The sequence below is a fragment of the Aliiruegeria lutimaris genome, from assembly GCF_900099935.1.
Classification (GTDB): domain Bacteria; phylum Pseudomonadota; class Alphaproteobacteria; order Rhodobacterales; family Rhodobacteraceae; genus Tropicimonas; species Tropicimonas lutimaris.
On sequence record NZ_FNEK01000003.1, the window covers coordinates 88535 to 113040 of the forward strand.

Annotated in this window: 23 protein-coding genes; 7 read left to right on the plus strand and 16 right to left on the minus strand. The window is 64.2% G+C overall.

Going from position 1 to position 24506, the window contains the following annotated elements:
• Window positions 1-123 precede the first annotated feature (123 nt).
• Complete coding sequence (gene alaS / locus BLR85_RS02545; protein ID WP_093148811.1) at window positions 124-2784, plus strand: alanine--tRNA ligase; 2661 nt, start codon at window positions 124-126, stop codon at window positions 2782-2784.
• Between the two features lie 3 nt (window positions 2785-2787).
• Window positions 2788-3075, plus strand: a complete 288-nt coding sequence (locus tag BLR85_RS02550) for a DUF1330 domain-containing protein (RefSeq protein ID WP_093148814.1) — start codon at window positions 2788-2790, stop codon at window positions 3073-3075.
• A gap of 27 nt (window positions 3076-3102) precedes the next feature.
• Here the strand turns inward: BLR85_RS02550 and BLR85_RS02555 are convergent, their stop codons facing one another.
• The 3 genes from BLR85_RS02555 to tyrS all read right to left on the minus strand — a co-directional run bounded on the left by BLR85_RS02555 (window position 3103) and on the right by tyrS (window position 7577).
• The gene (locus tag BLR85_RS02555; protein ID WP_093148817.1) at window positions 3103-4044 is read right to left on the minus strand and encodes a hypothetical protein; all 942 of its coding nucleotides are present in this window, start codon (window positions 4042-4044) and stop codon (window positions 3103-3105) included.
• A gap of 144 nt (window positions 4045-4188) precedes the next feature.
• Window positions 4189-6012: a translational GTPase TypA gene (typA, locus tag BLR85_RS02560; protein WP_093148820.1), complete on the minus strand. Its 1824-nt coding sequence runs from the start codon at window positions 6010-6012 to the stop codon at window positions 4189-4191.
• Window positions 6013-6323: 311 nt separating this feature from the next.
• Window positions 6324-7577, minus strand: coding sequence for a tyrosine--tRNA ligase (tyrS, locus tag BLR85_RS02565; protein ID WP_093148822.1), 1254 nt, complete (start codon window positions 7575-7577; stop codon window positions 6324-6326).
• Window positions 7578-7649: 72 nt separating this feature from the next.
• Between tyrS and BLR85_RS02570 the strand changes: the two genes are divergently transcribed.
• A complete protein-coding gene (locus BLR85_RS02570) occupies window positions 7650-8759 on the plus strand; it encodes an anhydro-N-acetylmuramic acid kinase (protein ID WP_093148826.1) in 1110 nt (369 codons plus the stop codon).
• Window positions 8760-8776: 17 nt separating this feature from the next.
• Here BLR85_RS02570 and BLR85_RS02575 read toward each other — a convergent pair whose 3' ends face one another.
• The 7 genes from BLR85_RS02575 to BLR85_RS02605 form a co-directional block, all read right to left on the minus strand.
• Window positions 8777-9205: a cupin domain-containing protein gene (locus tag BLR85_RS02575; RefSeq protein ID WP_093149187.1), complete on the minus strand. Its 429-nt coding sequence runs from the start codon at window positions 9203-9205 to the stop codon at window positions 8777-8779.
• A gap of 18 nt (window positions 9206-9223) precedes the next feature.
• Entirely contained in the window at window positions 9224-9769 is a 546-nt protein-coding gene (locus tag BLR85_RS02580; RefSeq protein WP_212635007.1) for an NUDIX domain-containing protein, read from the minus strand.
• A gap of 88 nt (window positions 9770-9857) precedes the next feature.
• Window positions 9858-11132: a phosphopyruvate hydratase gene (gene eno, locus BLR85_RS02585; RefSeq protein ID WP_093148829.1), complete on the minus strand. Its 1275-nt coding sequence runs from the start codon at window positions 11130-11132 to the stop codon at window positions 9858-9860.
• A gap of 42 nt (window positions 11133-11174) precedes the next feature.
• A complete protein-coding gene (locus BLR85_RS02590; protein ID WP_093148832.1) occupies window positions 11175-12050 on the minus strand; it encodes a DMT family transporter in 876 nt (291 codons plus the stop codon).
• Window positions 12051-12198: 148 nt separating this feature from the next.
• Complete coding sequence (locus tag BLR85_RS02595; RefSeq protein ID WP_093148837.1) at window positions 12199-12612, minus strand: Fur family transcriptional regulator; 414 nt, start codon at window positions 12610-12612, stop codon at window positions 12199-12201.
• A gap of 58 nt (window positions 12613-12670) precedes the next feature.
• A complete protein-coding gene (locus BLR85_RS02600) occupies window positions 12671-13543 on the minus strand; it encodes a J domain-containing protein (protein WP_093148842.1) in 873 nt (290 codons plus the stop codon).
• Between the two features lie 226 nt (window positions 13544-13769).
• Window positions 13770-14609: an AAA family ATPase gene (locus BLR85_RS02605; protein WP_093148845.1), complete on the minus strand. Its 840-nt coding sequence runs from the start codon at window positions 14607-14609 to the stop codon at window positions 13770-13772.
• 220 nt (window positions 14610-14829) lie between these two features.
• Here BLR85_RS02605 and dksA point away from each other — a divergent pair, with 220 nt between their 5' ends.
• Window positions 14830-15252, plus strand: coding sequence for an RNA polymerase-binding protein DksA (gene dksA, locus BLR85_RS02610; protein WP_068309854.1), 423 nt, complete (start codon window positions 14830-14832; stop codon window positions 15250-15252).
• 96 nt (window positions 15253-15348) lie between these two features.
• Window positions 15349-16512, plus strand: a complete 1164-nt coding sequence (locus BLR85_RS02615) for an FAD-dependent monooxygenase (protein ID WP_093148849.1) — start codon at window positions 15349-15351, stop codon at window positions 16510-16512.
• Between the two features lie 24 nt (window positions 16513-16536).
• Here the strand turns inward: BLR85_RS02615 and BLR85_RS02620 are convergent, their stop codons facing one another.
• The 3 genes from BLR85_RS02620 to BLR85_RS30200 are packed head-to-tail and all read right to left on the minus strand — an operon-like array spanning window position 16537 to window position 19152.
• Window positions 16537-17481, minus strand: coding sequence for a site-specific tyrosine recombinase XerD (locus BLR85_RS02620; RefSeq protein ID WP_093148853.1), 945 nt, complete (start codon window positions 17479-17481; stop codon window positions 16537-16539).
• Complete coding sequence (locus tag BLR85_RS02625; protein ID WP_093148859.1) at window positions 17478-19013, minus strand: hypothetical protein; 1536 nt, start codon at window positions 19011-19013, stop codon at window positions 17478-17480. Before BLR85_RS02625 ends, BLR85_RS02620 begins: the two co-directional genes overlap by 4 nt.
• A gap of 4 nt (window positions 19014-19017) precedes the next feature.
• Window positions 19018-19152, minus strand: coding sequence for a hypothetical protein (locus BLR85_RS30200; RefSeq protein ID WP_093148863.1), 135 nt, complete (start codon window positions 19150-19152; stop codon window positions 19018-19020).
• 121 nt (window positions 19153-19273) lie between these two features.
• On the opposite strand from BLR85_RS30200, the gene BLR85_RS02635 reads away from it, so the two are divergent.
• Together BLR85_RS02635 and aroB are read left to right on the plus strand one after the other, a co-directional pair.
• On the plus strand, window positions 19274-19843 hold the full coding sequence (locus tag BLR85_RS02635) for a shikimate kinase (protein ID WP_093148867.1): 570 nt from the start codon (window positions 19274-19276) through the stop codon (window positions 19841-19843).
• A 5-nt stretch (window positions 19844-19848) separates the two neighbouring features.
• Complete coding sequence (gene aroB, locus BLR85_RS02640) at window positions 19849-20961, plus strand: 3-dehydroquinate synthase (RefSeq protein WP_093148871.1); 1113 nt, start codon at window positions 19849-19851, stop codon at window positions 20959-20961.
• Window positions 20962-21198: 237 nt separating this feature from the next.
• Here the strand turns inward: aroB and BLR85_RS02645 are convergent, their stop codons facing one another.
• From BLR85_RS02645 to BLR85_RS02655, 3 genes are all read right to left on the minus strand, one after another.
• Window positions 21199-22650, minus strand: a complete 1452-nt coding sequence (locus BLR85_RS02645) for an aldehyde dehydrogenase family protein (protein WP_093148874.1) — start codon at window positions 22648-22650, stop codon at window positions 21199-21201.
• 199 nt (window positions 22651-22849) lie between these two features.
• A complete protein-coding gene (locus BLR85_RS02650; RefSeq protein WP_093148877.1) occupies window positions 22850-23308 on the minus strand; it encodes an Hsp20 family protein in 459 nt (152 codons plus the stop codon).
• Between the two features lie 350 nt (window positions 23309-23658).
• Entirely contained in the window at window positions 23659-24465 is an 807-nt protein-coding gene (locus tag BLR85_RS02655) for a trypsin-like serine peptidase (protein WP_093148880.1), read from the minus strand.
• Window positions 24466-24506: the final 41 nt, after the last annotated feature.

Genomic DNA, 24506 nt, shown 5'->3' on the forward strand with positions numbered 1-24506 from the left:
CAACGGGAGGAGCGCATCTTTGATGCGACGACGACGGGCGGGAGCAGCCCCGGCTGCGCGCATTCTGTGGACACCCCGCGCGCGTGCCGTTACATCTGCGCCGCAGATCCGCCGGAGACACAGATGCCAAGCCTGAACGACATTCGCACGACCTTCCTCGACTACTTCCGCCGCCAGGGCCACGAGGTCGTCGACAGTTCCCCGCTCGTGCCCCGCAACGACCCGACCCTGATGTTCGCCAATTCGGGCATGGTTCAATTCAAGAACCTGTTCACCGGGGTCGAACATCGCGACTACAACCGCGCAACCACAGCGCAGAAATGCGTTCGTGCCGGCGGCAAGCACAACGATCTCGACAACGTGGGCTACACCATGCGCCACCACACGTTTTTCGAGATGCTGGGCAATTTCTCCTTCGGCGATTATTTCAAAGAGCAGGCCATTCCCTTCGCCTGGGAACTGGTCACCAAGGAACTGGGTATCGACAAGAACCGGCTGCTCGTGACGGTGTTCCACACCGACGACGAGGCCGCGGACCTGTGGAAGAAGGTTGCCGGCCTGCCGGATGACCGGATTATCCGTATTCCGACCAATGACAATTTCTGGCAAATGGGCCCGACTGGCCCCTGCGGTCCCTGCACGGAGATCTTCTACGATCACGGCGAGCATATCTGGGGCGGCCCTCCGGGTTCTCCCGAAGAGGATGGCGACCGGTTCGTCGAGATCTGGAACCTCGTCTTCATGCAATACGAGCAGTTCGAGGATGGCACCCGCGTCGATCTGCCGAACCAGTCGATCGACACAGGCATGGGCATCGAACGCGTCGCAGCGTTGCTGCAGGGCACCAATGACAACTACGCCACCGACCTGATGCGCTCGTTGATCGAGGCCTCGGCCAACCAGACCTCCTCCGATCCCGACGGCCCCGGCAAGACCCATCACCGGGTGATTGCGGATCACCTGCGCTCGACCTCCTTCCTCATCGCCGATGGCGTGATGCCGTCGAACGAGGGTCGCGGCTACGTGCTGCGCCGGATCATGCGCCGCGCGATGCGGCACGCGCATCTTCTCGGTGCCAAGGATCCGCTGATGCACCGGTTGGTGCCGGAACTCGTCCGCCAGATGGGTGGCGCCTATCCGGAATTGCAGCAGGCGCAGGCGCTGATTTCCGAGACGCTGGAGACGGAAGAAACCCGTTTCCGCCAGACGCTCGACCGTGGTCTGAAGCTGCTGGATGACGAGCTTGCCAGGCTGCCCGACGGCGCCGAACTTCCGGGCGAGGCGGCGTTCAAGCTCTATGACACCTATGGCTTCCCGCTCGACCTGACGCAGGACGCGCTGCGCGAGAAGGACCGGACGGTCGACACCGACGGCTTCGATGCCGCCATGGCCGAGCAGAAGGCCAAGGCCCGCGCGGCCTGGTCCGGTTCTGGCGAAACGAAGGACGCCGCCATCTGGTTCGACCTCGCGGAAGAACTGGGAAAGACAGATTTCCTTGGCTACGACACCGAGTCCGCCGAAGGGCAGGTTCTGGCCATCGTCCGCGACGGTGAGAAGCTGGGCGAGGCCAAGGAAGGCGACAAGGTTCAGATCGTCCTGAACCAGACGCCTTTCTACGCGGAATCCGGCGGCCAGGTGGGCGATACCGGCGTGCTGCGTTGCGACGGCGGCAAGGCCCGGATCACGGACACGCTGAAAACGGCCGGCATCTTCATTCACGTCGCCGAAGTAACCGAGGGCAGGATCGCGCCCGGCGCAGGGGCGGAACTCGTGGTGGATCACGACCGCCGGGGGGCCATCCGCTCCAACCACTCCGCGACGCACCTGCTGCACGAGGCGCTGCGCGAGCGCCTGGGCGATCATGTCGCACAGCGCGGCTCGCTCAATGCGCCCGACCGGCTGCGCTTCGACTTCTCGCATAACCACGCGCTGAGCGCCGAAGACCTGTCGGAAGTCGAGGCCGAAGTGAACGCCTTCATCCGCCAGAACTCGAAGGTGGAAACCCGGATCATGACGCCCGATGACGCGCGCGCGATCGGTGCGCAGGCGCTCTTTGGCGAGAAATACGGCGACGAGGTGCGCGTGGTTTCCATGGGCAAGGCGCCGACCGGCAAGGGCGCGGATGGCAACACCTGGTCCATCGAGCTTTGTGGCGGCACCCATGTGCGCCAGACCGGGGATATCGGTCTCTTCGTGGCGCTTGGCGACAGTGCGTCCAGTGCGGGCGTGCGCCGGTTCGAGGCGCTGACCGGCGAAGCGGCCCGGCAATATCTCGCGGGTCAGGACAAGCGCCTGTCCGAGGTCGCGGCGGCCGTGAAGGCGCCGCAGGCCGAGGTGGTTGACCGGGTGAAAAGCCTGGTCGAAGAGCGCAAGGCCATGCAGGCGGAGATCGCAAACTTGCGCAAGGAACTCGCTCTCGCGGGAGGCTCCGGCGCGGGTGCTGCCCAGGAAGTGAAGAAAATCAACGGTGTGCCCTTCGTTGCCCAGGTCCTGCAGGGGGTCAATGGCAAGGATCTGCGCGGGTTGATCGACGAGCACAAGAACCGGATTGGCTCGGGGGCGGTGCTTCTCATCGCCGATGCCGATGGAAAGGCCGCCGTGGCCGCCGGGGTAACCAATGACATGACCGACAAGGTTTCAGCGGTCGACCTGGTCAAGGCGGCCGTCGCGGAACTGGGCGGCATTGGCGGCGGTGGCCGTCCCGATATGGCGCAGGGTGGCGGCAAGGATGCATCGAACGCTCCCGCGGCCATCAAGGCGGCCGAAGCGGTGATTGGAGGATAAACCATGCCGGCTCTCTGGATTGCACATGTAACCGTGACCGACGAAGAGGCCTATCGCCGCTATGCCGCGATAGCCACCGTGGCGATTGCCGAACATGGCGGGAAGTTCATCGCGCGTGGCGGTCGCTTCGTTCAGCTGGAAGGAAAGGAACGGCCACGAAACGTGGTCGCCCGTTTCGACAGCGTGGAAGCGGCAGAAGCCTGTTATCGCTCTGAAAAGTATCAGGAAGCGCTCAGCCATGCGCGCGGTGCTTCCGAGCGCGAATTGCTGATCGTCGAGACCAGCGAGTAACTGGCGCATGTCGGGGCGGGCCGCCCGTTACAGGCGGTCTTGTCCAGTCATCGGCGGCAGGACCCGTCTCATCAGCAGAAGCACGTAGCCCGAAACATCCGTCCCCCCTGTCATGAGCCAGGGGATATGGGCGCCGTGAACGGGAACGGTCCGGCACAGGAATGGCGTGCGAGACTGGACTTTGGCGAAAAAGGGCAGGGCAATGCCATTGTCTGCCTCGAAGAGGTCCCGGAGTATTCGACCGAAGGCCGCTCTTGGCTGTGGTTCCGTGAAACGCAGTCGGGCGCGGAGGTCCTGCTGGACGACATCGCCATCATCGAGCAGCTTCATGCCGAACCTGTTGGCAAATTGTACCTGTCCGCGCCGGTCAAGCGCGAAGATGGCGGTGTCTTCCGGTTCCATCCCCTCGCGAAGCACCGCGTTGTCAATGGCGAAGCGGCCGAGCATCCGGCAAACCTGCACCGAGTGGTGCAGGGTGGGTGTCAGTCGTTGCAGAAGGTTCTGCAATCGCCCTTCCAGCGCGTCGCGATCCTTTCGACGGACATTTCCACCGATCAGGGTCACGTGTGTCCGGTCTCGGGCAAGTACCGTGAAGGCTCCGCCGATGATATCTTCCTGGGGCCTGACCCAGTCATTGTAGAACTCGGTCTTTTCCATCTCCGCGTCCGAGATGGCGCTCGTGCTTCTCACTACGCGTCCGGCCGTTGCAGAGAGATAGGCCGGTGCCCAGGCGTTCAAGGCACTGAAATGGCGCTCGAAACTGTCCATGAACTCCGGGTCGTAGCCGTGTTCCCTATAGCCGAGCGCGATATTGGAGCGGTAGTCATGGACGAAAAGATGCGTGCCGGAAATCCCGGACATCTCTGACAGCGCCTTCAGAAACCAATCCCATTGCCGCTGGTCCAGCGCGGCCGCCTGGGCGAGATCGACGAGACGCCGATAGCCAATTTCCTTGGTTGAGATATTCATAGCAGCCCGATCCCGGCACTCGACCGGTTACACACGTATTCGCTGCTATCAAATGGCCGGGTGCCGGCACAGCCGGAAATTCTCGATAGAGACAATCTGTGGCAGCCCGATGTCCGGTTGGGGCCGGGCTGCCACTATGCGCAATCAGGCCGAGGGCGCGGCCTTGGCCATGCGCTTGCGCTCATGCGGATCGAGATAGCGCTTGCGTAGGCGGATGGCGTTAGGCGTGACTTCGACCAGTTCGTCATCGTCAATATAGGCGATGGCTTCTTCGAGGCTGTGAATGATCGGCGTGGTCAGCCGCACCGCGTCGTCGGTACCCGACGCACGCACGTTGGTCAGCTTCTTGCCCTTAAGCGGGTTCACGTCGAGGTCGTTTTCGCGGCTGTGTTCGCCGATGATCATGCCCTGGTAGATCGGTGCCTGAGCGGGGATGAACATGCGCCCGCGCTCTTCGAGGTTCCACAGCGCATAAGCAACCGAGACGCCCTGTTCCATGGAGATCAGCACGCCTGCGCGGCGACCGGGAATGGGTCCCTTGTGCGGCGCCCAGGTATAGAAGACGCGGTTGAGCACGCCGGTGCCGCGCGTATCGGTCAGGAACTCGCCGTGATAGCCGATCAGGCCACGCGAGGGCACGTGAGCGATGATCCGCGTCTTGCCGCCATTCTGGCGCATGTCGACCATCTCGCCCTTGCGCGGGCCGGTCAGCTTCTCGATCACGGAGCCGGAATACTCATCATCGACGTCGATGGTGACTTCCTCGATCGGCTCCATTGTCACGCCGTCTTCCTCGCGCAGGAGAACCTGCGGGCGGGAGATCGAGAGCTCGAAGCCCTCGCGGCGCATGTTTTCGATCAGAACGCCCATCTGAAGCTCGCCACGCCCGGCGACCTCGAAGGCTTCGCCGCCGGGCGTGTCCGTGACGCGGATGGCGACGTTGGTCTCGGCTTCCTTCATCAGCCGCTCGCGGATGACGCGGGACTGCACCTTCTTGCCGTCGCGGCCGGCAAGCGGGCTGTCGTTGATGCCAAAGGTGACGGAGATGGTGGGCGGATCGATCGGCTGGGCGGGCAGCGGCTCGTCAACGGCCAGCGCGCAGATCGTGTCGGCGACGGTGGCCTTGGCCATGCCGGCGAGCGTGACGATGTCGCCCGCCTGTGCCTCGTCGATCTCCTGCATGGAGAGGCCCCGGAAGGCCTGGATCTTGGCGACGCGGAACTGCTCGATCTTCTGGCCGACGCGGGAAAGCGCCTGCACGGTGGCGCCGGTCTTGAGCTTGCCGCTCTCGACGCGGCCGGTGAGCGTGCGACCGATGAAGGGGTCGGCGCCGAGCGTCGTTACCAGCATGCGGAAATCGTCGTTCATGCGCTTGAGCTGCCTGGGCGGATGGACGTGGTTGACGACTAGCTGAAAGAGCGCGTCGAGGTTCTTGCGCGGCCCGTCAAGCTCCGTGTCGCACCAACCAGAGCGGCCGGAGGCGTAGAGATGCGGGAAGTCGAGCTGGTCCTCGTTGGCGTCGAGGCTGGAGAAGAGGTCGAACACTTCGTCCAGCGCGCGATCGGGTTCGGCGTCCGGCTTGTCGACTTTGTTCAGCACCACGATGGGACGCAGGCCTAGAGCGAGCGCCTTGGAGGTGACGAACTTGGTCTGCGGCATCGGCCCTTCGGCGGCATCGACCAGCAGCACAACGCCGTCGACCATGCTCAGGATGCGCTCGACCTCGCCACCGAAATCGGCGTGGCCGGGCGTGTCGACGATGTTGATGCGGGTGCCGTGCCATTCCACCGAGGTCGCCTTGGCGAGGATGGTGATGCCGCGTTCGCGTTCGAGGTCGTTGGAATCCATGGCGCGCTCGGCAACGGCCTGGTTGGCGCGGAAGGCGCCGGATTGCTTTAGCAGCTCATCGACCAGGGTGGTTTTCCCGTGGTCGACGTGAGCGATGATGGCGATATTGCGCATATCCATGTGCGGTGTCCTGTAAAACTTGGCCGCTCGGTACCGTGCGCGGGCGCGAAAGGCTAGGGCTGTTATCAAATTGTGCGCCTGGCGGCGCGTTCTTCTTGTGCGCGTGCCGCGCGGAGAGGGCCTCGGAGCTCACAAAAGCGCAGGCGCTTCGGATCCGTCCGCGCTTGCCCCTGCTTGCGCCCTGCCGCGCTGCCGTTCAAGCAGAATGACGGTTTCCACGGCTTCGCCGCGGACCCTCCGGAATTCTGCTTGAGCGCCATCCCGTCCGGTCGCGGCGTTTGGGCCAGCGAGGACGGCTCCGAAGCGCAGGCTTAGCTGGAAAGCGTCACCAGGGCGTGGCGCTTCTTGCCGGCGGAGAGCTTGATCGGGGAGGCGAGTGCCGCCCGGTCGAGCAGGAGGCCGGCATCGGTGAGGGGTGCATCGTCGATGCGCGCGCCATTGTCTGCGATCAGGCGCTTGGCTTCCTTGCCGGATTTGGCGAGGCCCGAGCGGACGATGAGTTGAACAACGGAGATGCCGTCGCCGATTTCCGCGGCCGTGAGTTCGAGCGTCGGCAGATCATCGCCGATGCCGCCCTTTTCGAACACCTCGCGAGCCGTCGCTTCGGCGGCGGCGGCGGCGTCTGCGCCGTGGAGCAAGGTCGTGACCTCGTTGGCGAGCCGAATCTTGGCGTCGTTGATCTCGGACCCTTCAAGGGCACCGAGGCGCTCGCATTCCTCGATCGGCAGCTCTGTGTAGAGCTTGAGAAAGCGGCCGACATCGGCATCGGTCGTGTTGCGCCAGAACTGCCAGAACTCGTAAGGCGACAGCATGTCGCCATTGAGCCAGACAGCGCCGGAGAGCGACTTGCCCATCTTCTTGCCGTCCGAGGTGGTCAGCAGAGGCGAGGTGAGGCCATAGATCTCCTGGTCCAGCACACGGCGGGTGAGGTCGATGCCGTTGACGATATTGCCCCACTGGTCCGATCCGCCCATCTGAAGCGCGCAGCCATAGCGGCGGTTCAGCTCCAGGAAGTCATAGGCCTGCAGGATCATGTAGTTGAATTCGAGGAAGCTCAGCGATTGCTCCCGGTCGAGCCGCGATTTCACGCTCTCGAACGAGAGCATGCGGTTGACCGAGAAGTGGCGGCCGATATCGCGCAGGAAATCGAGGTAGTTGAGATCGTCCAGCCACTCGGCATTGTTGATCATCAGCGCGCCAGTGTCGCTGTCATCATAGGAGACATAGGCCGAGAAGACCTGCTTGATGCCGGCGATATTGTCGTCGATCTGTTCCGGTGTCAGCAATGGGCGCTCTTCGGCACGGAAGGAGGGGTCGCCCACCTTGGTCGTGCCGCCGCCCATCAGCGTGATCGGCTTGTGGCCGGTCTTCTGTAACCAGCGCAGCATCATGATCTGGATCAGCGAGCCGACATGGAGCGACTTGGCCGTCGCGTCGAAGCCGATATAGGCCGGCACCACACCGTTGATCATGGCGTCGTCCAGACCTTGCAGGTCTGTGCAGTCGGCCATGAAGCCGCGTTCGATCATCACGCGGATGAAGTCGGATTTCGGGTGGTAGGTCATGGGGCTTTCGGTCCATTCTCGTCTCGGGCGAATGGCGCTTTACTAACGGCGGCGGCGGGTGAGGGAAAGAGCATGTTGAAACACGGCGTAATACCTGTGCTGGGAACAATGTCCGGCACCTCGCTCGACGGGGTGGACGCGGCGGTGATCGAGACCGACGGCGTTCGGATTGCGCACTTTGGTGAGCATGGCTATCGCAGCTATTCGGATGCCGAGCGGGCGGTGCTGCGCGCGGCCCTCGGGCGCTGGCCGGGGCAGGAGGGCGTTGACGAGGCGGCCGCCCTGGTGGAGCAGGCCCATGCCGAGCTGATGGCCGGTTTCAACGATGTGGCGCTGGCCGGGTTCCACGGCCAGACCCTGGCGCATGAGCCGGACGGGCGCGGCACGCATCAGGCGGGCGATGGCGCGGTGCTGGCCGAGGCGCTCGGCCTGCCGGTGGTTTGGGATTTTCGCAGCGCCGATGTGCAGCTGGGCGGGCAGGGGGCGCCGCTGGCGCCGGCCTTTCACTTCGCGTTGGCCAAGTGGATCAAGGCGGAGGAACCACTGGCCTTTCTCAACCTTGGCGGCGTCGGCAATGTGACATGGGTCGACCCGACGAAAGCGGCGCCGGAGGAGGAAAACGCGCTTCTCGCCTTTGACACAGGGCCGGCCAACGCGCCGATCAATGACCTGGTGCAGGCGCGGCTTGGCCTGCCTTTCGACGAGAGCGGCAAGGTCGCGGCGCAGGGAGAAGTGTCGGCGGAACTGCTGGACCGGTTCGTCGAGCATTCCTGGTTCCTGAAAGTGCCGCCGAAATCGCTCGATCGGGACGATTTCGCCGCGCTCTCGGCCCAGGTTGCAGACCTGCCGACGGAAAGCGCGGCGGCGACCCTGACGGCGGCGGCGGCGGTTGCCGTGCTGCGGGGGGCGGAGTTCTTTCCGCGGCCCGTCAGCCGCCTGTTGGTGACCGGCGGCGGGCGCAACAACCTGGTGCTGATGGAAATGATTCGGGAAGGGATGGGGTGCAAGGTGGAGCCCGTCGAGGCGGTCGGCCTGAATGGCGACATGCTGGAAGCGCAGGCCTTCGCCTATCTGGCCGTCCGGGTGGCGCGCGGGTTGCCAACCTCGTTTCCGTCAACGACGGGCGTCGCGGCGGCCGTGGGCGGCGGCGAGATATCCTATCCGCAGTCCGGCGAGGCCTGACGAAGCCTTGCCGAGCCTCAGTGGCTCCGGATGTCGAAATCCGGTGGCGCGAGGGTAAAGCCGTCGAAGGTGAATCCGGGCGAGACCGTGCAGCCGACCAGCGCCCAGTCGCCTGAGGTGCGGGCGGATTGCCAGTGATCCTTGGGCACGATGATTTGCGGCGACTGGCGGGCTGCGATGTTGGGGCCAAGCCACTGCTCCGAGCAGGGGCCGGCCTCTGATGCGCTCATGGACAGGATCAGCGGATCGCCGGCGTAAAAACGCCAGATCTCGGTCGCGTCGACCTTGTGCCAGTGGCTGCGCTGGCCGCGTTCGAGCAGGTAGTAGATCGCGGTGCCGGCCGCGCGCGCGCCCGTGCTTGGCTCCTCGATCCATGTCTGGCGATACCAGCCGCCTTCGGGATGCTGACGCAGGCCAAGTTGGGAAATGATCTGGGCGGGAAACATGGTCATGATCGTCTCAGCTTAGAGCAGGTTTTTCAATCGAAGCAAGCCAATGGCCGCGAGGGAGGTCGTGTCGCGCATCCGACCGTCCTCGATCATGGCGAGCAATTCGGGCAGCGGGACGGACGCGGTTTCCATGTCCTGCTCGGCATGTTCGCGGTCGAGCATTCCGGGGGTGAGGTCGCGGGCGACGAAGAGCGTGTAGCCCTGGCTGCAATAGCCCGGCGCCTGGTAGTAATGGCCGATCCGCTGCATCCGTCCGGCGCGCAGGCCGGTTTCTTCCTCAAGCTCGCCGCGCGCGAGCTCTTCGGGATCGGCATCGGGGCGGTCTTCCCAGGAACCCTGCGGCACTTCCCAGTATCGACCCTGAACGGGGTAGCGGTACTGGCTGACAAGCTGGACACGGCCGTCGGAATGGATCGGCACGATCACGGCAAATTCGCCCTTGTCGACGACGGAGAATGTGCCGGGCGAGCCGTCGGGAAAGCGGACGGCGTCCTCGCGCACGGTCATCCATCGGCTCTGATAAGCGATGCGCGTGCTGATCTGCTGGATTGTTCCGGGCATGTCTGCGCTCCCAAAAGGCTTTTGTGGACAAAGAGAGAGGCCCGCCCGCATCGCGGACGGGCCCCCGATTTTCGGTCTGCCGAAGCGATTACTTCAGGATCGACTTGCCGGCGTAGATGGCGCTCTCGCCCAGCTGCTCTTCGATGCGGATCAGCTGGTTGTACTTGGCGAGGCGGTCCGAACGCGACATGGAGCCGGTCTTGATCTGGCCGCAGTTGGTGGCAACGGCGAGGTCGGCAATGGTGGCGTCCTCGGTTTCGCCGGAGCGGTGCGACATGACGTTGGAATACTTGGCGCGGTGGGCCATTTCCACGGCGGCCAGCGTCTCGGTCAGCGTGCCGATCTGGTTCACCTTGACGAGCATGGAGTTGGCGACGCCTTTCTCGATGCCCATGGCCAGACGGGCCGGGTTGGTCACGAAGAGGTCGTCACCCACCAGCTGCACCTTGCCGCCGAGGGCCTCGGTCAGCATCGCCCAGCCTTCCCAATCGTCTTCCGAGCAGCCGTCTTCGATCGAGAAGATCGGGTAGTCGGCGCAGAGCGCTTCGAGATACTTGACGTTCTCCGCAGACGTCAGCGACAGGCCTTCGCCCTTCATCTCGTATTTGCCGTTCTTGAAATACTCGGTGGAGGCGGCGTCGAGGGCGAGAACGATGTCGTCGCCCGGCTTGTAGCCAGCGGTTTCGATCGACTTCAGAACGAAGTCCAGCGCGTCACGGGTGGAAGACAGCGCCGGGGCAAAGCCGCCTTCATCGCCGATGCCCGTGGCATAGCCGGCCGCGGAGAGCTCTTTCTTCAGGGTGTGGAAGATCTCGGAGCCCATGCGCACGGCGTCGTGGATCGACGTCGCGGAGACGGGCATGATCATGAATTCCTGCACGTCGATCGGGTTGTCGGCATGCTCGCCACCATTGATGATGTTCATCATCGGAACCGGCAGGACGCGGGCGGCGGTGCCACCAACGTAGCGATAAAGGGGCTGGGCGGTGTAGTCTGCCGCGGCCTTGGCGGTAGCAAGCGAGACGCCGAGGATGGCGTTGGCGCCAAGGCGGCCCTTGTTCTCGGTGCCGTCCAACTCGATCATCGCATAGTCGAGGCCGACCTGATCGGTGGCGTCGAAGCCGACGAGGGCCTCGGCGATCTCGCCATTGACGGCGGCGACGGCCTGGCTCACGCCCTTGCCGCCGAACTTGGACTTGTCGCCGTCGCGCTTTTCGACGGCTTCGTGCACGCCGGTCGAGGCGCCCGAGGGAACCGCGGCGCGGCCCATGGTGCCGTCTTCGAGAATGACGTCTACCTCGACGGTCGGGTTGCCCCGGCTGTCAAGAATCTCGCGTCCGTGAATGTCGATGATGGTGCTCATAGCGACGGTCCTTTCCGTGCGGTCATGAAACTCGCGGCCCTTCTACCCTTGTCGGGCCGCGGTGAAAACTGCGCGTTCCCGCGCAAGTGCGTATAAACCGGATCCGACGATCAGTGCCGCTCCGGTCAGGGTGTACGTATCGGGGCGTTCCGCCAGGAAGATCACGCCGAGGATAAGGGCGACGACCAGCCGGAAATAGCGGAACGGAGCGATGGCAGATAGTTCGGAGGCCCGGACGGCCTCGACGATGAGATAGTAGCCCAGCGTGCCGGCCAGGACGATCCCGATCAGCATCCAGACTGCATTGAGCGGGACGGGGCCGACGCCGCCCTGTGCCAGGGTCAGGATCGCTCCGATCAGGGCGATGGAGTAGTAGGCCCAGAGCGACACCTGGAGCGAGTTTATTCCGCGCGGCATGACCCGCGTCGCGAGGTCCCGGATGGCGAAGCAGGCCACGGCAAGCACCGCGAGCAACGAGGCAATGTCGAAATCCGCCGTGCCGGGGCGAATGATCAGAAGCATTCCGGCGAATCCCACAAGGATCGCCAGCCAGCGCCGCCAGCCGACGGTTTCGCCGAGAAACAGCGCCGCGAGCAGCGTGACGGCCAGCGGCTGCGCCTGCAGGATGGAGGCGGCCGAGGCCAGGGACGTCAGCGCGAGCGCTGTCACCAGCGCGAAGGCGCCGATGAGCTCGCCGAGATTGCGCGTGATGACCATGGGGTGCAGAAAATCCCGTGACAAAAGCGACCGCTTGTTAACCCGCACGACAATGGCGAGGATCAGGCTCCCCAGGACACCGATGTAGAGAAGAAGATGGCCCACGGCCATATGAACCGACGCCAGCTTGATGAGCAGATCTTCGAAGGCATAAAGCCCCATCGCGATGATCATCAGAACTGCGCCGCGCAGATTTCCCATTCGGAGAGTCCGGCCTTTCCTGCTGCCAAAACCGTGTTTGGCCCCCGTGTAGACCGCTTTTGGGGCGATAACAAAGCGCCAAACCGCCGCTGCCCGTGAAAAGCCGGGTTGCGTGGAGCGCAAGCGCCCGTTCCGATGTCGGGGCGGCTCAGCCGCGTTTGCGCGGGACCCCGTACAGCTCCAGCCTGTGTCCCTTGAGGGCATAGCCCAGCCGTTCGGCGATCTTTTCCTGCAGGGCCTCGATCTCCGGGTCCACGAACTCGATAACCTCGCCGGAATTGATGTCGATCAGGTGATCGTGATGTTCGCGATCGGCATCCTCGTAGCGGGCGCGCCCGTCGCCGAATTCCAGCCGGTCGATGATGCCGGCCTCCTCGAAAAGCTTCACGGTCCGGTAGACGGTCGCGATGGAAATCTTCGGGTCATGCTCGGAGGCACGGTTATAGAGTTCCTCGACATCCGGATGGTCTTGAGATTCGCCCAGCACTTCGGCAATCACCCGGCGCTGGCCCGTCATGCGCAGGCCCTTGGCCTCCAGCCGTTTCAGAATGCTTTCGCTCATCGTACCGTCCTTGCCCTTGAGGGGGCAGGTTACCGGATTGCAACTTCGAGTAAAACCCTCAGGGCGTGCTGCCGGGTGGAGAAAAAACGCCCCGGAACCGTTGGTTGGGCAGGCGGTAAAGGCTTGCGCTGAAGTCGCTTTCGCCCGGCTGGAACAGCAGCTCCACCGGAAGGACGCGGCCGGCATAGACCAGGTCGAACCCATGCGCGCGCGCCCAGCCGGGATTGACGGAAAAGCGCTCCTGTCCAACGAAGAACGCCTCCTCCAGGACGGAAACTTCCCCGGTCGGGCGCAGGCATATCCCTGCGTTGGAGAGCGCCGGAAGGGCCACGAGGTTCAGCCCCTCGACGGGGCTCGACCGGAAATGGAACCGCAGCGCCTGGGGCACCATGCTCACCCGGTCGGGCATGTGCAGGCCGGGGCAGCTGACCGGACCAATTCGGCCAAGCCGGACCAGCATCCGCCGGCGCAGCGCATTGCGCGGCACGCCACGGTTGCAGACCAGCCACCCATCGACCGCCTCGATCAACGCCGCGCTCATCAATTCGCGCGCCTGCCGGGTGAGGGACAGCTCCCCGAGGGTGTCCGGCCCCGCGGGCTGTTGGGGGCTCGGCTCGGCAGGCTCCGTTGCCGGGGCGCGTCCCGCGCGAGGTTTCTCGGTCCGGTTCGCCGGTTTCGGCGTCTTCGGCGGCGCTGGTTTGGGCGGTGGCGCTTGCACCGGAGTTTCCGGCGGCGCCTCGACTTCGAGCGACTCCTTGAGGCTGTCATGCAGCGCATTGATATAGCGCATGATTTCATCGGAGCCTGCGCGGCCACCATCGGGGTGATACTCGCGCGCGAGCTGGCGATAGACGCGCCGAAGCTCGGCCCGGCTCAAGCCGGGAACGAGCCCGAGGTCCCGCGCCTCGGGAAGGTTCTGCCGCACCCTCATCGGTCCGGCTCCGATTGTGCGGAAAATTTTTCCGCTTTCTGCTGCTGGGAATGGAACACGTGGAAACTCCAAAAGACAAACCGGGTTTGCAGGAGTTCTTCCGCGTGCCCTTTGAGGGCGCTTCGGTATTTGGTCGCAACAGAATTCGGCAAAAAGAAGGAGCCGATATGGTCACCCGGCTCCTAGTATTTTGACATTTAACGAAATTTTAGAAAAACGCGCCGCCTCAGCGGCCGCGGCGCGCCATGAAGGCCAGCCGTTCGAACAGGTGCACGTCCTGTTCGTTCTTGAGCAGCGCCCCGTGCAGCTTCGGCAAGGCCTGCGTGCTGTCGCGGCGCAGGTCCTCGGCTTCCAGATCCTCGGCCAGCAACAGCTTGAGCCAGTCCAGAACTTCCGAGGTGGAGGGCTTCTTTTTCAGGCCCTGCTGATCGCGAATCTCGTAGAACTGGGTCAGCGCCGTGGTGAGCAGGGCCTGCTTTATACCCGGGTGATGAACCTCGACGATCTGCCGCATCGTGTCCATGTCCGGGAAACGAATGTAATGGAAGAAGCAGCGGCGCAGGAAGGCGTCCGGCAGCTCCTTTTCATTGTTCGAGGTGATGATGACGATCGGGCGGTTGACGGCCTTTACTGTCTCGTTCGTCTCGTAGACATGGAATTCCATCCGGTCCAGTTCCTGCAACAGGTCGTTGGGGAACTCGATATCGGCCTTGTCGATTTCGTCGATGAGCAGCACCACCTTGCCGGGCGCCGCGAACGCCTCCCAGAGCTTGCCGGGCTTGATGTAATTGGCCACGTCATGCACGCGCTCGTCACCCAGCTGGCTGTCGCGCAGGCGCGAGACCGCGTCATATTCATAAAGTCCCTGCTGGGCACGGGTGGTCGATTTGATATGCCACTCGATCATCGGCAGGCCGAGCGCAGCGGAAACCTGGCGCGCCAGTTCCGTTTTGCCGGTGCCCGGTTCTCCCTTCACCAGCAACGGGCGCTCAAGTGTCACGGCCGCGTTGACGGCAACCTTCAGGTCGTCCGTGGCAACATATGAATCGGTTCCCGAGAATTTCATTTGGTTTTACCGCCTCTTGGATCGTGTTCTTGAAGCATGGGCCAGTCCCGTATCTGCGCCACCCTGCCTATGCTTTTTGTAAGTGACAACCCGTTATGCTTGGAGTAGGTAGCGCGCCAAGGGAGACACGATGCCTGTGACAGATGACCGAATAGACAATGAGCTGCCGGAAAACGGCGCGGAACAGCTGACGCAGGCCGAAATGCGAGAGGGAGCAGGGATGAAACAGGAAGCTTTTCTGCCGGAAGATTACCGCCCCGCCGAAGACGAGCCTTTCATGAACGAGCGCCAGCTGGAGTATTTCCGGCGCAAGCTGCTTGCGTGGAAAGAGGATCTGCTGGCTGACAGCCGCGATACGATCGAGGGCTTGCAAGACAGTACGCGCAACATTCCGGACGTGGCCGACCGCGCAAGCGAGGAAACGGACCGTGCGCTGGAGCTGCGGACGCGGGATCGGCAGCGCAAGCTGGTGGGCAAGATCGACTCGGCGCTGCGCCGGATCGACGAGGGCGAATATGGCTATTGCGAGGAAACGGGCGAACCGATCTCGCTCAAGCGTCTCGACGCCCGTCCGATCGCCACGCTGAGCCTCGAAGCGCAGGAACGCCACGAGCGCCGCGAAAAGGTTCACCGCGACGATTGATATTGCATTGCAGTCCTTTACGGGCCCCCTGCTTTGTGAATAATTTCAGCGCGCCGGGACATGTTCCCGGCGTTCGTCGTATCTGGAGGACCGCTGATGCTGATCGGGCAGGAAATCACGATTCTCGGTGCCGGGATCGCCGGGCTGGGCCTCGCACGGGCATTGGCAATGCGGGGCGCTTCGGTGCGTATCCTCGAACAGGCGCCGGCCATTGCCGAGGTTGGTGCCGGCATCCAGATCTCGCCCAATGCGGGTCGGGTGCTCGATGCGATGGGGCTCGGCGAGGCCTTCGAGAAGATCTCCGTTCCCTCCAGCGGCGCCGCGCTGCGCGATTATGCCCGTGGCACGGAAGTGCTTCGGCTCGACCTGACGCGGTTCGGCCGCTTCGGCCTCGTTCACCGGGCCGACCTTATCGAGATATTGCTCGACGCGACGCGCGAACTGGGTGTCGAGATCGAGCTGGGAGCGCGCGTCGGGAACGTTTCGCTCGATGGCAACCGCGCGGTGCTCGATATCGGGGACCTTGGGCTGCGGGAGGTTCCCTTCGTTGTCGCCGCCGACGGCTTGCGCTCCTGCGTGCGCCGGGCGCTGCTGGGCGCGGAGACGCCGCTTTTCACCGGTCACGTCGCATGGCGGGCGTTACTGCCGATCGAGCCGGGCGAGGTGCCCAACGAGGCTCATGTCTTCATGGGGCCGGGGCGGCACCTGGTTGCCTATCCCCTGCGCGGGGGCACGGTTCTGAACATCGTGGGCGTGCATGAGCGCGGCGAGTGGACGGAGGATGGCTGGAATCATCCCGGCGATCCAGACCAGTTCCGGGCGCTGTTCGGTGAATTCGGCGATCCGGTACGCGGATGGCTGCAACGGATCGAAGACGTGATCGTCTGGGGGCTGTTCAAACACGCGGTCGCGCCACGCTGGCATGGCGCGAATGCTGCGCTCATGGGCGATGCGGCGCACCCGACCTTGCCCTTCCTTGCACAGGGCGCCTGCATGGCGCTGGAAGATGCCTGGGTGCTGGCCGATTGTCTCGACAGTTCGGAGAGCCGCGAGGCCGCACTGGCGCGTTACGAATCCCTTCGCGCCCCGCGCTGTAAACGAATCGTCGATGCAGGAACGGCGAACGCCCGCAATTACCACCTGAGCAGCGCACCGGTGCGCGGCTTTGCCCATATGGGGCTTCGGGTGATCGGCAAGACGATGCCGGGTTTCATGCCCGACCGTTTCAAATGGCTCTATAGCCATGATGTGACGGCCTAGAAACGCTCCAACTTCCGCGGCCTGTCACCTGCCGTGTTTGGCCAGCGGGTGATGCTCCAGCACCAGTTCGCGTAGCCGTTCTTCGAGCACGTGGGTATAGATCTCGGTGGTCGAGATATCGGCATGGCCCAGAAGCGTCTGGATCGAGCGCAGATCGGCCCCGCCTTCCAGAAGATGGGTCGCAAAGGCGTGGCGCAGCGTGTGCGGTGTCACCTTTTGCGGCGACACGCCCGCCGCCACGGCGATTTCCTTGACCAGACCGTAGAAGCGGTGCCGCGTCAGGTGCCCGGCCTTGCCGGTGGAGGGAAAGAGGAAACGCGACGGGGGCAGTCCCTTGAGCCGCGCGGTCTCTTCCAACTCGTCGCGTCGGGCGAGCCATTCGGCCAGCGCTTCGCGTGCGGTCGCCGAGATCGGCACCATCCGTTCCTTGTTACCCTTGCCGCGCACCAGCAACATGCGCGGGTCGCCGCGCGCCGCCGCGACCGGCAGGGAGACCAGTTCTGTCACCCGCATCCCGGTCGCGTAGAGCAGCTGCACGAGGCAGCGATTGCGCAGTTGGTCCGTCTCGCTACGGCCAAACCCGCCGGCAGCCTCCAGGAGCGCGCTGATCTCGGCAACCGAGAGTGTCTTCGGCAGGCTCTTCTGGCGGCCGGGCCCACGGATCTGGATCGCCGGGTTGTCGTCGCGCCATCCTTCTTCGAAGGCAAACCGGAAAAGTTGACGGATCGAGGAGAGCCGCCGCGCCCGTGTCGCCCGCGACAGTCCCTGCGCGTCGCAGAAAACGAGGTAGCGTTCGACCGTTTCCCGGTCCGCGTGGGCAAGCGAAGTTTTCTCGCGGTCCAGCCATGCGGTGAAATCCTGCAGGTCGCGCCCATAGGCGAGGCAGGTATTTCGCGCGGCGTCCAATTCGGCGGACTGGGCTTCAAGAAAGCCCGAGATCCAGAGATCGGCGCGTGCCGGGGCCGTCATGCCGGTTGCTCCAGCAGCAGGATCTGAAGGGCGGCGCGGCGCGCGGTGTCTTCGAGCCCGATGGCACGCAGAAAGGCCAGCGCCCCGGAAAGGACGGCGGGGTCGGAATCGGATCCGCTGGCGAGCGACTTCAACGCCGACAGCAGCGCCTCGCCAAGGCGCTGTTCCTCCAGAAAACCGGTCAGCTCCGGCGGCAAGGGGGGGACTGGCGTGGAGAACGCGGCGGCAATGGCTTGAGACAGCGCGTCCTGCGGCGCCTTTGCGACCTGGCCGGAGGCGATGGAGCTGGCAAAGGCGAGCGCCTCGGGCAGCGATGCGGCGTCGAGTGCGACGGTTTCATAGCTGTCCGAGAGCAGCCCCAGCCGGAGCGCGAGCGGGTCCGACCCCATCGTGTCCAGCGCGAGAATCTCGTGGGCGAGGGCGCGTGCGAAGGGTAGGGCGAGGCCGGCCGCAACCATCCGCTCCCAGGCAAGCGGGAGCGCCGCGCGAACGGCCTGCGCATCCTGCGCGCGAAGTGCCTCGTTCAGCGTTTGCACCGCCGCGACCCGGTCCCAGACACCGCCCGAAGCGGCCGGGCGCCGTTCGCCATAGATCGCGATCAGCACATCGGGCGGCAGCGCGCCGGCCCGCGCCAGCCGCTCGCCAGCCTCCACGCGGGCTTTCCAGCCGGCGGTGGGACGCAGATCCGAATGGGCGAAGGCAAGCGGAAGCGGCGTGGTGGGAATCGGCGCGCCGATTGCCTCCAGCATCCGGAAGGTCAGCGGGCTCGGCCGGGTAGGGGCCGTGGTGGGCGGTAACAGCTCCGAAAGTTCCGGGTCGAGGAACTGCGCGAGCAGCGCGTCCTCCTGCGGTGTGAGCTGTCCGAGCGCCTTGGCCGATTCGAGGGTCAGCGCGGCGGCCGGCCAGTCTCCCGTGCGCGCGAGGCAGAAAATGCGGACCGGGAAGGAGGGCGAGATGCCCGGCACGGCCCGCATCCGGGCGCAGGCCGCCTGCTCGCGCCCGGTCAGCAAGCCGACATCGAAGGCGCGGCGGAAAAGTTCCGGCTCCTGCGACCCCGTGCGCTCCAGAAGTGCCTCTGCCTCCTCCACGGCGCCACGCGCCAGGAGCGCGTCGACCCGGGCCTGCAACAGCGGGGCGTCGGGGCTGGACCATGCCGGCGGGTCGAGCTCGGCAAGCATGATGCGGCGGAACTGGTCCTGCACGGCCGGCAGCGGCTCGACGGGGAAATCGGCAATGGCACGGATCAGCGATTCGCGGTCCGAGCTTCCCCAGAGATTTGCCGGAAGCCCGGTCACCGAGCGGGGCAACAAGCCCACGCCATCGGGCGAGGGCGCATTTAGCGGCTGCACGCTGATCGGTTCGGTCACGATGCCGGGCGTGACCGGCTCCTGCCCGCCCGGCTTCGCAACGGGATCGCTCAGGCTCTCGGTGAGCCAGTCGATGGCCGAAATCGGGTCATCGGAGGATTGGGCCGCGACATTTTCCCCGTTGAGAAGAAAAGCCAGACCGAAAACGACAGCCGTTACGCGCATCCGCTCAATCCACGTCGAGCGTGACCGGCTCGCTGACACGCTGCTGTGTTGGTGTCAGGTCGGCGATATAGGCATATCCAACAAGGCCAATGGCGGCGATCACCACCAGGAAGAACAGAAGTTTGATCAGTCGCCACATATCCTGCCTGCTTTCTTTTCCCGCGCCTTCGTACGAGCGTCTCGCGAATTTATACATGGCATCCCCGGGGAATTCACGCCATTGAAGGAGATAATTTTTCCCCTCGGCGGAGCCGCGCCGGGTGAGGCGCGACGAGGAGAAACGGTTGACAGCGGTGCTGAAGAAAACAGTGGTCATGGTCGGCATGATGGGCGCAGGCAAGACGGCGGTGGGAACCGCGCTGGCGGCCCGTCTCGGCGTGCCCTTCATCGACAGTGATGCGGCACTGGTGGAAGCCTCGCAGATGTCGATTGCCGAGATCTTCCTGCGCGATGGCGAGCAGTTCTTCCGTGACCGGGAGACCGAAGTGATTTCCCGCCTGCTCGACTGTGCGCCGGGGGTCCTGTCGACCGGCGGCGGGGCCTTTCTCGCCGAGCGGAACCGGCAAATGATCCATGAACGCGGGATCTCGGTATTGCTGGATGCCGATGTCGAGCTGCTCTGGAACCGGGTCAAGCACAAGGAGACCCGCCCGTTGTTGCGCACATCCAATCCGCGTGCGACGCTCGAGGAAATCTACGCGATCCGGGCGCCCATCTATGCCAAGGCGGATCTCGCGGTGCAGGCGCGGCCCGAATATGCCATCGCCGATATGGTCGACAAGGTGATCGAGGCGCTGCGCGCCCGTCCCGACGTACTTGAGGAGCAATAGAGCTAATGGAAATCGTGCACGTGCCGATGGGCGATCGCGCCTACGACATCAGGATCGGTTCCGGAGTTCTTGCCCGGGCGGGCTATCGAATCAAGCCGTTCCTGAAACGGCCTCGGGTGGCTGTCATCACCGACGAGAACGTGGCCGCACTGCATCTGGAGGCGTTCAAGGAGGCCTTGGCTGTCGAGGGAGTCTCGGTCATTTCGCTGACGCTTCCGGCGGGTGAAAGCACCAAGTCCTGGTCCAATCTGGAACGCTGCGTCGAGTGGCTGCTGGAGCAGCGCATGGAGCGTTCGGACACGGTCATTGCCTTTGGCGGCGGTGTCATTGGCGATCTTGTGGGCTTCGCCGCCGCCATTACCCGGCGCGGCGTGCGCTTCATCCAGGTGCCGACGACCTTGCTGGCACAGGTGGATTCCTCCGTGGGCGGCAAGACGGCAATCAATTCCCCCGCCGGCAAGAACCTGATCGGCGCCTTTTATCAACCGGCATATGTGCTGGCCGATGTGGACCTTCTTGGCACGTTGACGCCTCGCGATTTCCTGGCCGGTTACGGCGAGGTGGTCAAATACGGGCTACTTGGCGATCTCGACTTCTTCGAGTGGCTCGAAAAGAACGGCCCGGCCCTGGCGGCGGGGGATGTCGGTGCGCGGATCGCGGCGGTCAAATGGTCCTGCCAGATGAAGGTCGATATCGTCACCCGCGACGAGACGGAGCGGGGCGACCGCGCGCTGCTCAATCTCGGGCACACATTCGGCCACGCGCTGGAGGCGGCGACGGGCTATTCCGACCGGCTCCTGCATGGCGAGGGTGTGGCCATTGGCTGTGCGTTGGCGATCGAGTTGTCAGCCCGTCTTGGCCTTTGCTCCCAGGAGGACCCCTCCCGCGTCCGCGCGCATCTGCGGCAGATGGGTATGAAGGTCGATCTCGCCGATATTCCAGGCGAGATGCCCTCGGCCGAGGCGCTGCTGGATCTGATGGGACAGGACAAGAAGGTGGTCGCTGGCCAGCTTCGCTTCATCCTGACCCGCGGCATCGGGCATGCCTTCGTCACCGCCGACGTTCCGCCAGAGGAAGTGCTGCGGCTGCTGAAGGACGAACTCGATCGGGTGGCGTGAGCTTCGCTTTTATAACGCTCTTAAACCGTTTTTTTACTGGCTTGATTGCCGAGTCGGATTTTCTTCCGGACTTTGGGGGCGCTGCCCCCAAACCCCCGGGATATTTCCAGTCAGAAGAAATGCAGGTGATCCTGAGGCCTTCTTCTGACGTCAAATAAACCCGCCGGAGGCACGATCCGGAGGATCGCTCGTCCCTGAGATATGGGCAGAGACGCCTCCTTACGAGCTAAAGAACGCCTAGCCGTGCAGGCAGGCCACTGTCTTCAGTTGTGAGAAGGAATAGAGCGCCTCCATTCCCTTTTCCCGGCCATGGCCGGATTTTCCTGTGCCCCCAAAGGGCAGTTCCACACCGCCGCCCGCGCCGTAATTGTTGACGAAGACCTGCCCGGCATGCAGCTGTTTGGCCATCCGCATCTGTCGCGCGCCATTGGCGCTCCAGACCGCGGCCACGAGGCCCAGCCCGGTGCCATTGGCAATGGCGACCGCTTCATCCTCCGTGTCGAAGGGCAGCAGCACCTGAGCCGGGCCGAAGATCTCTTCCTGCGCCAGCACATGGCCGGGCCGGGCGCCCGCGATCAGATGCGGGGCAACGTAATGGCCTCCCTCGGGTGCATCTTCCACGACACGGCCCGTCGCCAGCGTTTCCAGATCCGCGCCAAGTCGCAGATACCCCTCGACGATCTGTTTCTGGCGTTCCGAGATCAGTGGACCAAGTTCGAGGTCCGCCTCGGCCGGACCGGCGCGCAACTGCCGGTATCGTGCCGCCATCTTCCCGGCCATCTCGTCGAAGCGCGCGGACTGAACCAGAATGCGGGAGGAAGCCGAACAGGTCTGCCCGGCGTTCTGGATCCCGGCATTGACGAGGAAGGGCAGGGCGGCGTCGATATCGGCATCCTCGAACAGGATCTGCGGAGACTTGCCACCAAGCTCAAGCGTCACCGGCACGACATTCTCGCTCGCGGCTTTCTGAACGGCCTGCCCAACGGAGAAGGAGCCGGTGAAGGACACGTGTTGAATGCCCGGATGCGCCGTTAGCGCCGCGCCGGCTTCTTCGCCCAGGCCCGGCACCACGTTCAACGCGCCCGCCGGCAACCCGGCTTTTTCGGCCAGTCGGGCAAAGGCGAGCGCTGTCAGGCAGGCCTCTTCGGCCGGTTTCAGCACCACGGCGTTGCCCATGCAGAGCGCGGCGCCAACGGAACGGCCGATGATCTGCATCGGGTAGTTCCATGGGATGATATGAGCCGTCACCCCGAGCGGCTCGCGCAGGGTGTAGACTGTGTAGCCGTCCATGTAGGGGATGGTCTCGCCCATGATCTTGTCGGCTGCGCCGCCGTAGAACTCCATGTAGCGCGCCAGCGCCACGGCGTCATTGCGCGCCTGGCTCAGCGGCTTGCCGACGTCGAGCGCCTCCAGGCGGGCGAGGTCTTCCAGGTGCGTCTTTACCAGTTGACCGATCCGGTTCAGGATCCGGCCGCGTTCCACGGCGGTCGAGCGACCCCACGGGCCCTGCAGGGCGGATCGCGCGGCCGAAACGGCGGCGTCGATCTCCGAAGACGTGCCGCGGGCAATCTCTCCGATCTGGGCGCCGGTTGAAGGGTTCTCCAACGGCAATCGTGATGTCGTCCCGGACCAGACCCCGCCGATGAGCATCTCGCTGCTGTTGAACCATCCTGCGGTTGCGTCGCTCATGTCGGGTCTCCTTCCACGCATTGCTCCCGGTTTCGACTGGGAGGCAATCCCTTCCGGGTCTGACTGTCAACCGGTGCCGAACGGGCGGGAGGGCGCGGCCATGTGGTTTGCCACAAACGAGAAAGAACGCGCCCTGCGGGGAACGCGTCCTTTCAGGTCCCGCCGGCACAGAGGCACCGGCGGAAATCTCGATCTTCTATCAGTATTCGACGGTCTCCGCCTCGATCGCCGGTTTGCTCCCGGAGATCTCGATGCGGCGGGGTTTCAACGCTTCCGGCACCTCGCGTACGAGGTCGATATGCAGCATGCCGTCAACATGGCTGGCGCCGGTCACCCGGACATGATCGGCGAGCTGGAAGCGACGTTCGAAGGCGCGGGTGGCGATGCCACGATGAAGGTAGGTCCGCTCCTTGTCGTCCTCGGCCTTGCGGGCGGCGACGATGAGCGAGCCTTCCTTGACCTCGACGGACAGTTCGCTTTCCGCGAAGCCGGCGACGGCAACCGAAATGCGATAGGCATCGTCAGCGGTCTTTTCGATATTGTAGGGCGGGTAAGTCGGGGCGGACACCTCGGTTTCCATCACCCGGTCCATCATGTCGGCGATGCGGTCGAAGCCGACGGTGGCACGGTAAAGCGGGGCAAAGTCAAACGTACGCATATTTTCATCCTCTCTTGAGCGATGTTGCCTTTTGCACCTTCCATTCGGACAGGCGCTGTTTTCATAGCCCGGACCCGCTCGGCGGCGCCCGGATGCCCGTTATCTGGGTATGTCAAACTGGCGGTTCAAGAGGTCGGCCGCAGAAGAATCGCAGGTCTTCGTTGCCTGCTGCCCATTGGGTTGAACGATCCTTCGGGTCGTGCCTCCGGCGGAGGTATTTTCTGGAAAGATGAAAGCAGACGGTGCCCCATCATTTTTCCCCCAAATATCCCGGGGGGAGCGCTCGAAAGAGCGCGGGGGGCAGCGCCCCCTTCCACCTATTGGTCCGGGCGAAAAGGACAGAAGTCTTGTTACGGACGGAGGAATTTCGCTCCGAGCCGGCTCGAGTCCGGGCTGCCGGACAGCCGCGCGCCCATGCCGACATAGGTCGCCGAAGAGAGAGCTTCTTCGAGCGCCTCCATCGAGCCATGAAGCTGGCCGCCGAGCGCAACGGGCTGTCCGTCGGCTTCGGCCTTGGCCGAAACGACGGAGACAATGCGCGGGCCGGTTTCGCTCATCAGGAAGATCGGTGCGCCGGAGGCGCCGAAATCGACGGAGCAGGAGAGCATCCCCACGCCGCGATAGCTTTCCAACACGTAGCAGACCTGTTGCAGGGAGGGCGCGGTCGCGCGGTTCTCGGCATAGGAGACCACGGTGACTTCGCTGCCCTTGCGCAACCGCGCGCCGGCAATATCGAAGGGGATCACGTGGGTGGAGCGGATGGGGCGTTCCAGTTCCAGAAGTGCCAGATCGCGCGAGACGCGGAAGACCTTCTTGTCAGAACCGAAATCGTATTCGGGGTGCGACACCGCGCGGCGGATCCCACGATAGGCCTCGGCGCGACCATTGCGGAAACCGGCGAGGAATTCCATCTGCGCCACCGGGATCGGCTCGCCCGTATCCGGCTCGAACAGGCAATGCGCGGCGGTCAGGACCATGTCGGGCGCAATCAGCGCACCGGTGCAGAAGCTGCCATGCCCCATGTCGATGCGCCCCACGGCTTCCCAGCCGCGCGTGTCATCGGCCGTGGCCATCTCTTCCAGCCGGGTTTCGCCCTCGGCGAGGGCGGCACCGGCCGCAAGCAGGCATGCAAGGAAGAAAAACAGGGGACGCAACATGAAATCTCCGGCGGATCGTCTGTCGATATCCTCCGCTTCGG

What these genes read in the sequence shown, in the direction of transcription:
- alaS (WP_093148811.1), top strand. Translation starts at nt 124, where the DNA reads ATGCCAAGCCTGAACGACATTCGCACGACCTTCCTCGACTACTTCCGC.
- BLR85_RS02550 (WP_093148814.1), top strand. Translation starts at nt 2,788, where the DNA reads ATGCCGGCTCTCTGGATTGCACATGTAACCGTGACCGACGAAGAGGCC.
- BLR85_RS02555 (WP_093148817.1), bottom strand. Translation starts at nt 4,044, where the DNA reads ATGAATATCTCAACCAAGGAAATTGGCTATCGGCGTCTCGTCGATCTC.
- typA (WP_093148820.1), bottom strand. Translation starts at nt 6,012, where the DNA reads ATGGATATGCGCAATATCGCCATCATCGCTCACGTCGACCACGGGAAA.
- tyrS (WP_093148822.1), bottom strand. Translation starts at nt 7,577, where the DNA reads ATGACCTACCACCCGAAATCCGACTTCATCCGCGTGATGATCGAACGC.
- BLR85_RS02570 (WP_093148826.1), top strand. Translation starts at nt 7,650, where the DNA reads ATGTTGAAACACGGCGTAATACCTGTGCTGGGAACAATGTCCGGCACC.
- BLR85_RS02575 (WP_093149187.1), bottom strand. Translation starts at nt 9,205, where the DNA reads ATGTTTCCCGCCCAGATCATTTCCCAACTTGGCCTGCGTCAGCATCCC.
- BLR85_RS02580 (WP_212635007.1), bottom strand. Translation starts at nt 9,769, where the DNA reads ATGCCCGGAACAATCCAGCAGATCAGCACGCGCATCGCTTATCAGAGC.
- eno (WP_093148829.1), bottom strand. Translation starts at nt 11,132, where the DNA reads ATGAGCACCATCATCGACATTCACGGACGCGAGATTCTTGACAGCCGG.
- BLR85_RS02590 (WP_093148832.1), bottom strand. Translation starts at nt 12,050, where the DNA reads ATGGGAAATCTGCGCGGCGCAGTTCTGATGATCATCGCGATGGGGCTT.
- BLR85_RS02595 (WP_093148837.1), bottom strand. Translation starts at nt 12,612, where the DNA reads ATGAGCGAAAGCATTCTGAAACGGCTGGAGGCCAAGGGCCTGCGCATG.
- BLR85_RS02600 (WP_093148842.1), bottom strand. Translation starts at nt 13,543, where the DNA reads ATGAGGGTGCGGCAGAACCTTCCCGAGGCGCGGGACCTCGGGCTCGTT.
- BLR85_RS02605 (WP_093148845.1), bottom strand. Translation starts at nt 14,609, where the DNA reads ATGAAATTCTCGGGAACCGATTCATATGTTGCCACGGACGACCTGAAG.
- dksA (WP_068309854.1), top strand. Translation starts at nt 14,830, where the DNA reads ATGAAACAGGAAGCTTTTCTGCCGGAAGATTACCGCCCCGCCGAAGAC.
- BLR85_RS02615 (WP_093148849.1), top strand. Translation starts at nt 15,349, where the DNA reads ATGCTGATCGGGCAGGAAATCACGATTCTCGGTGCCGGGATCGCCGGG.
- BLR85_RS02620 (WP_093148853.1), bottom strand. Translation starts at nt 17,481, where the DNA reads ATGACGGCCCCGGCACGCGCCGATCTCTGGATCTCGGGCTTTCTTGAA.
- BLR85_RS02625 (WP_093148859.1), bottom strand. Translation starts at nt 19,013, where the DNA reads ATGCGCGTAACGGCTGTCGTTTTCGGTCTGGCTTTTCTTCTCAACGGG.
- BLR85_RS30200 (WP_093148863.1), bottom strand. Translation starts at nt 19,152, where the DNA reads ATGTGGCGACTGATCAAACTTCTGTTCTTCCTGGTGGTGATCGCCGCC.
- aroB (WP_093148871.1), top strand. Translation starts at nt 19,849, where the DNA reads ATGGAAATCGTGCACGTGCCGATGGGCGATCGCGCCTACGACATCAGG.
- BLR85_RS02645 (WP_093148874.1), bottom strand. Translation starts at nt 22,650, where the DNA reads ATGAGCGACGCAACCGCAGGATGGTTCAACAGCAGCGAGATGCTCATC.
- BLR85_RS02650 (WP_093148877.1), bottom strand. Translation starts at nt 23,308, where the DNA reads ATGCGTACGTTTGACTTTGCCCCGCTTTACCGTGCCACCGTCGGCTTC.
- BLR85_RS02655 (WP_093148880.1), bottom strand. Translation starts at nt 24,465, where the DNA reads ATGTTGCGTCCCCTGTTTTTCTTCCTTGCATGCCTGCTTGCGGCCGGT.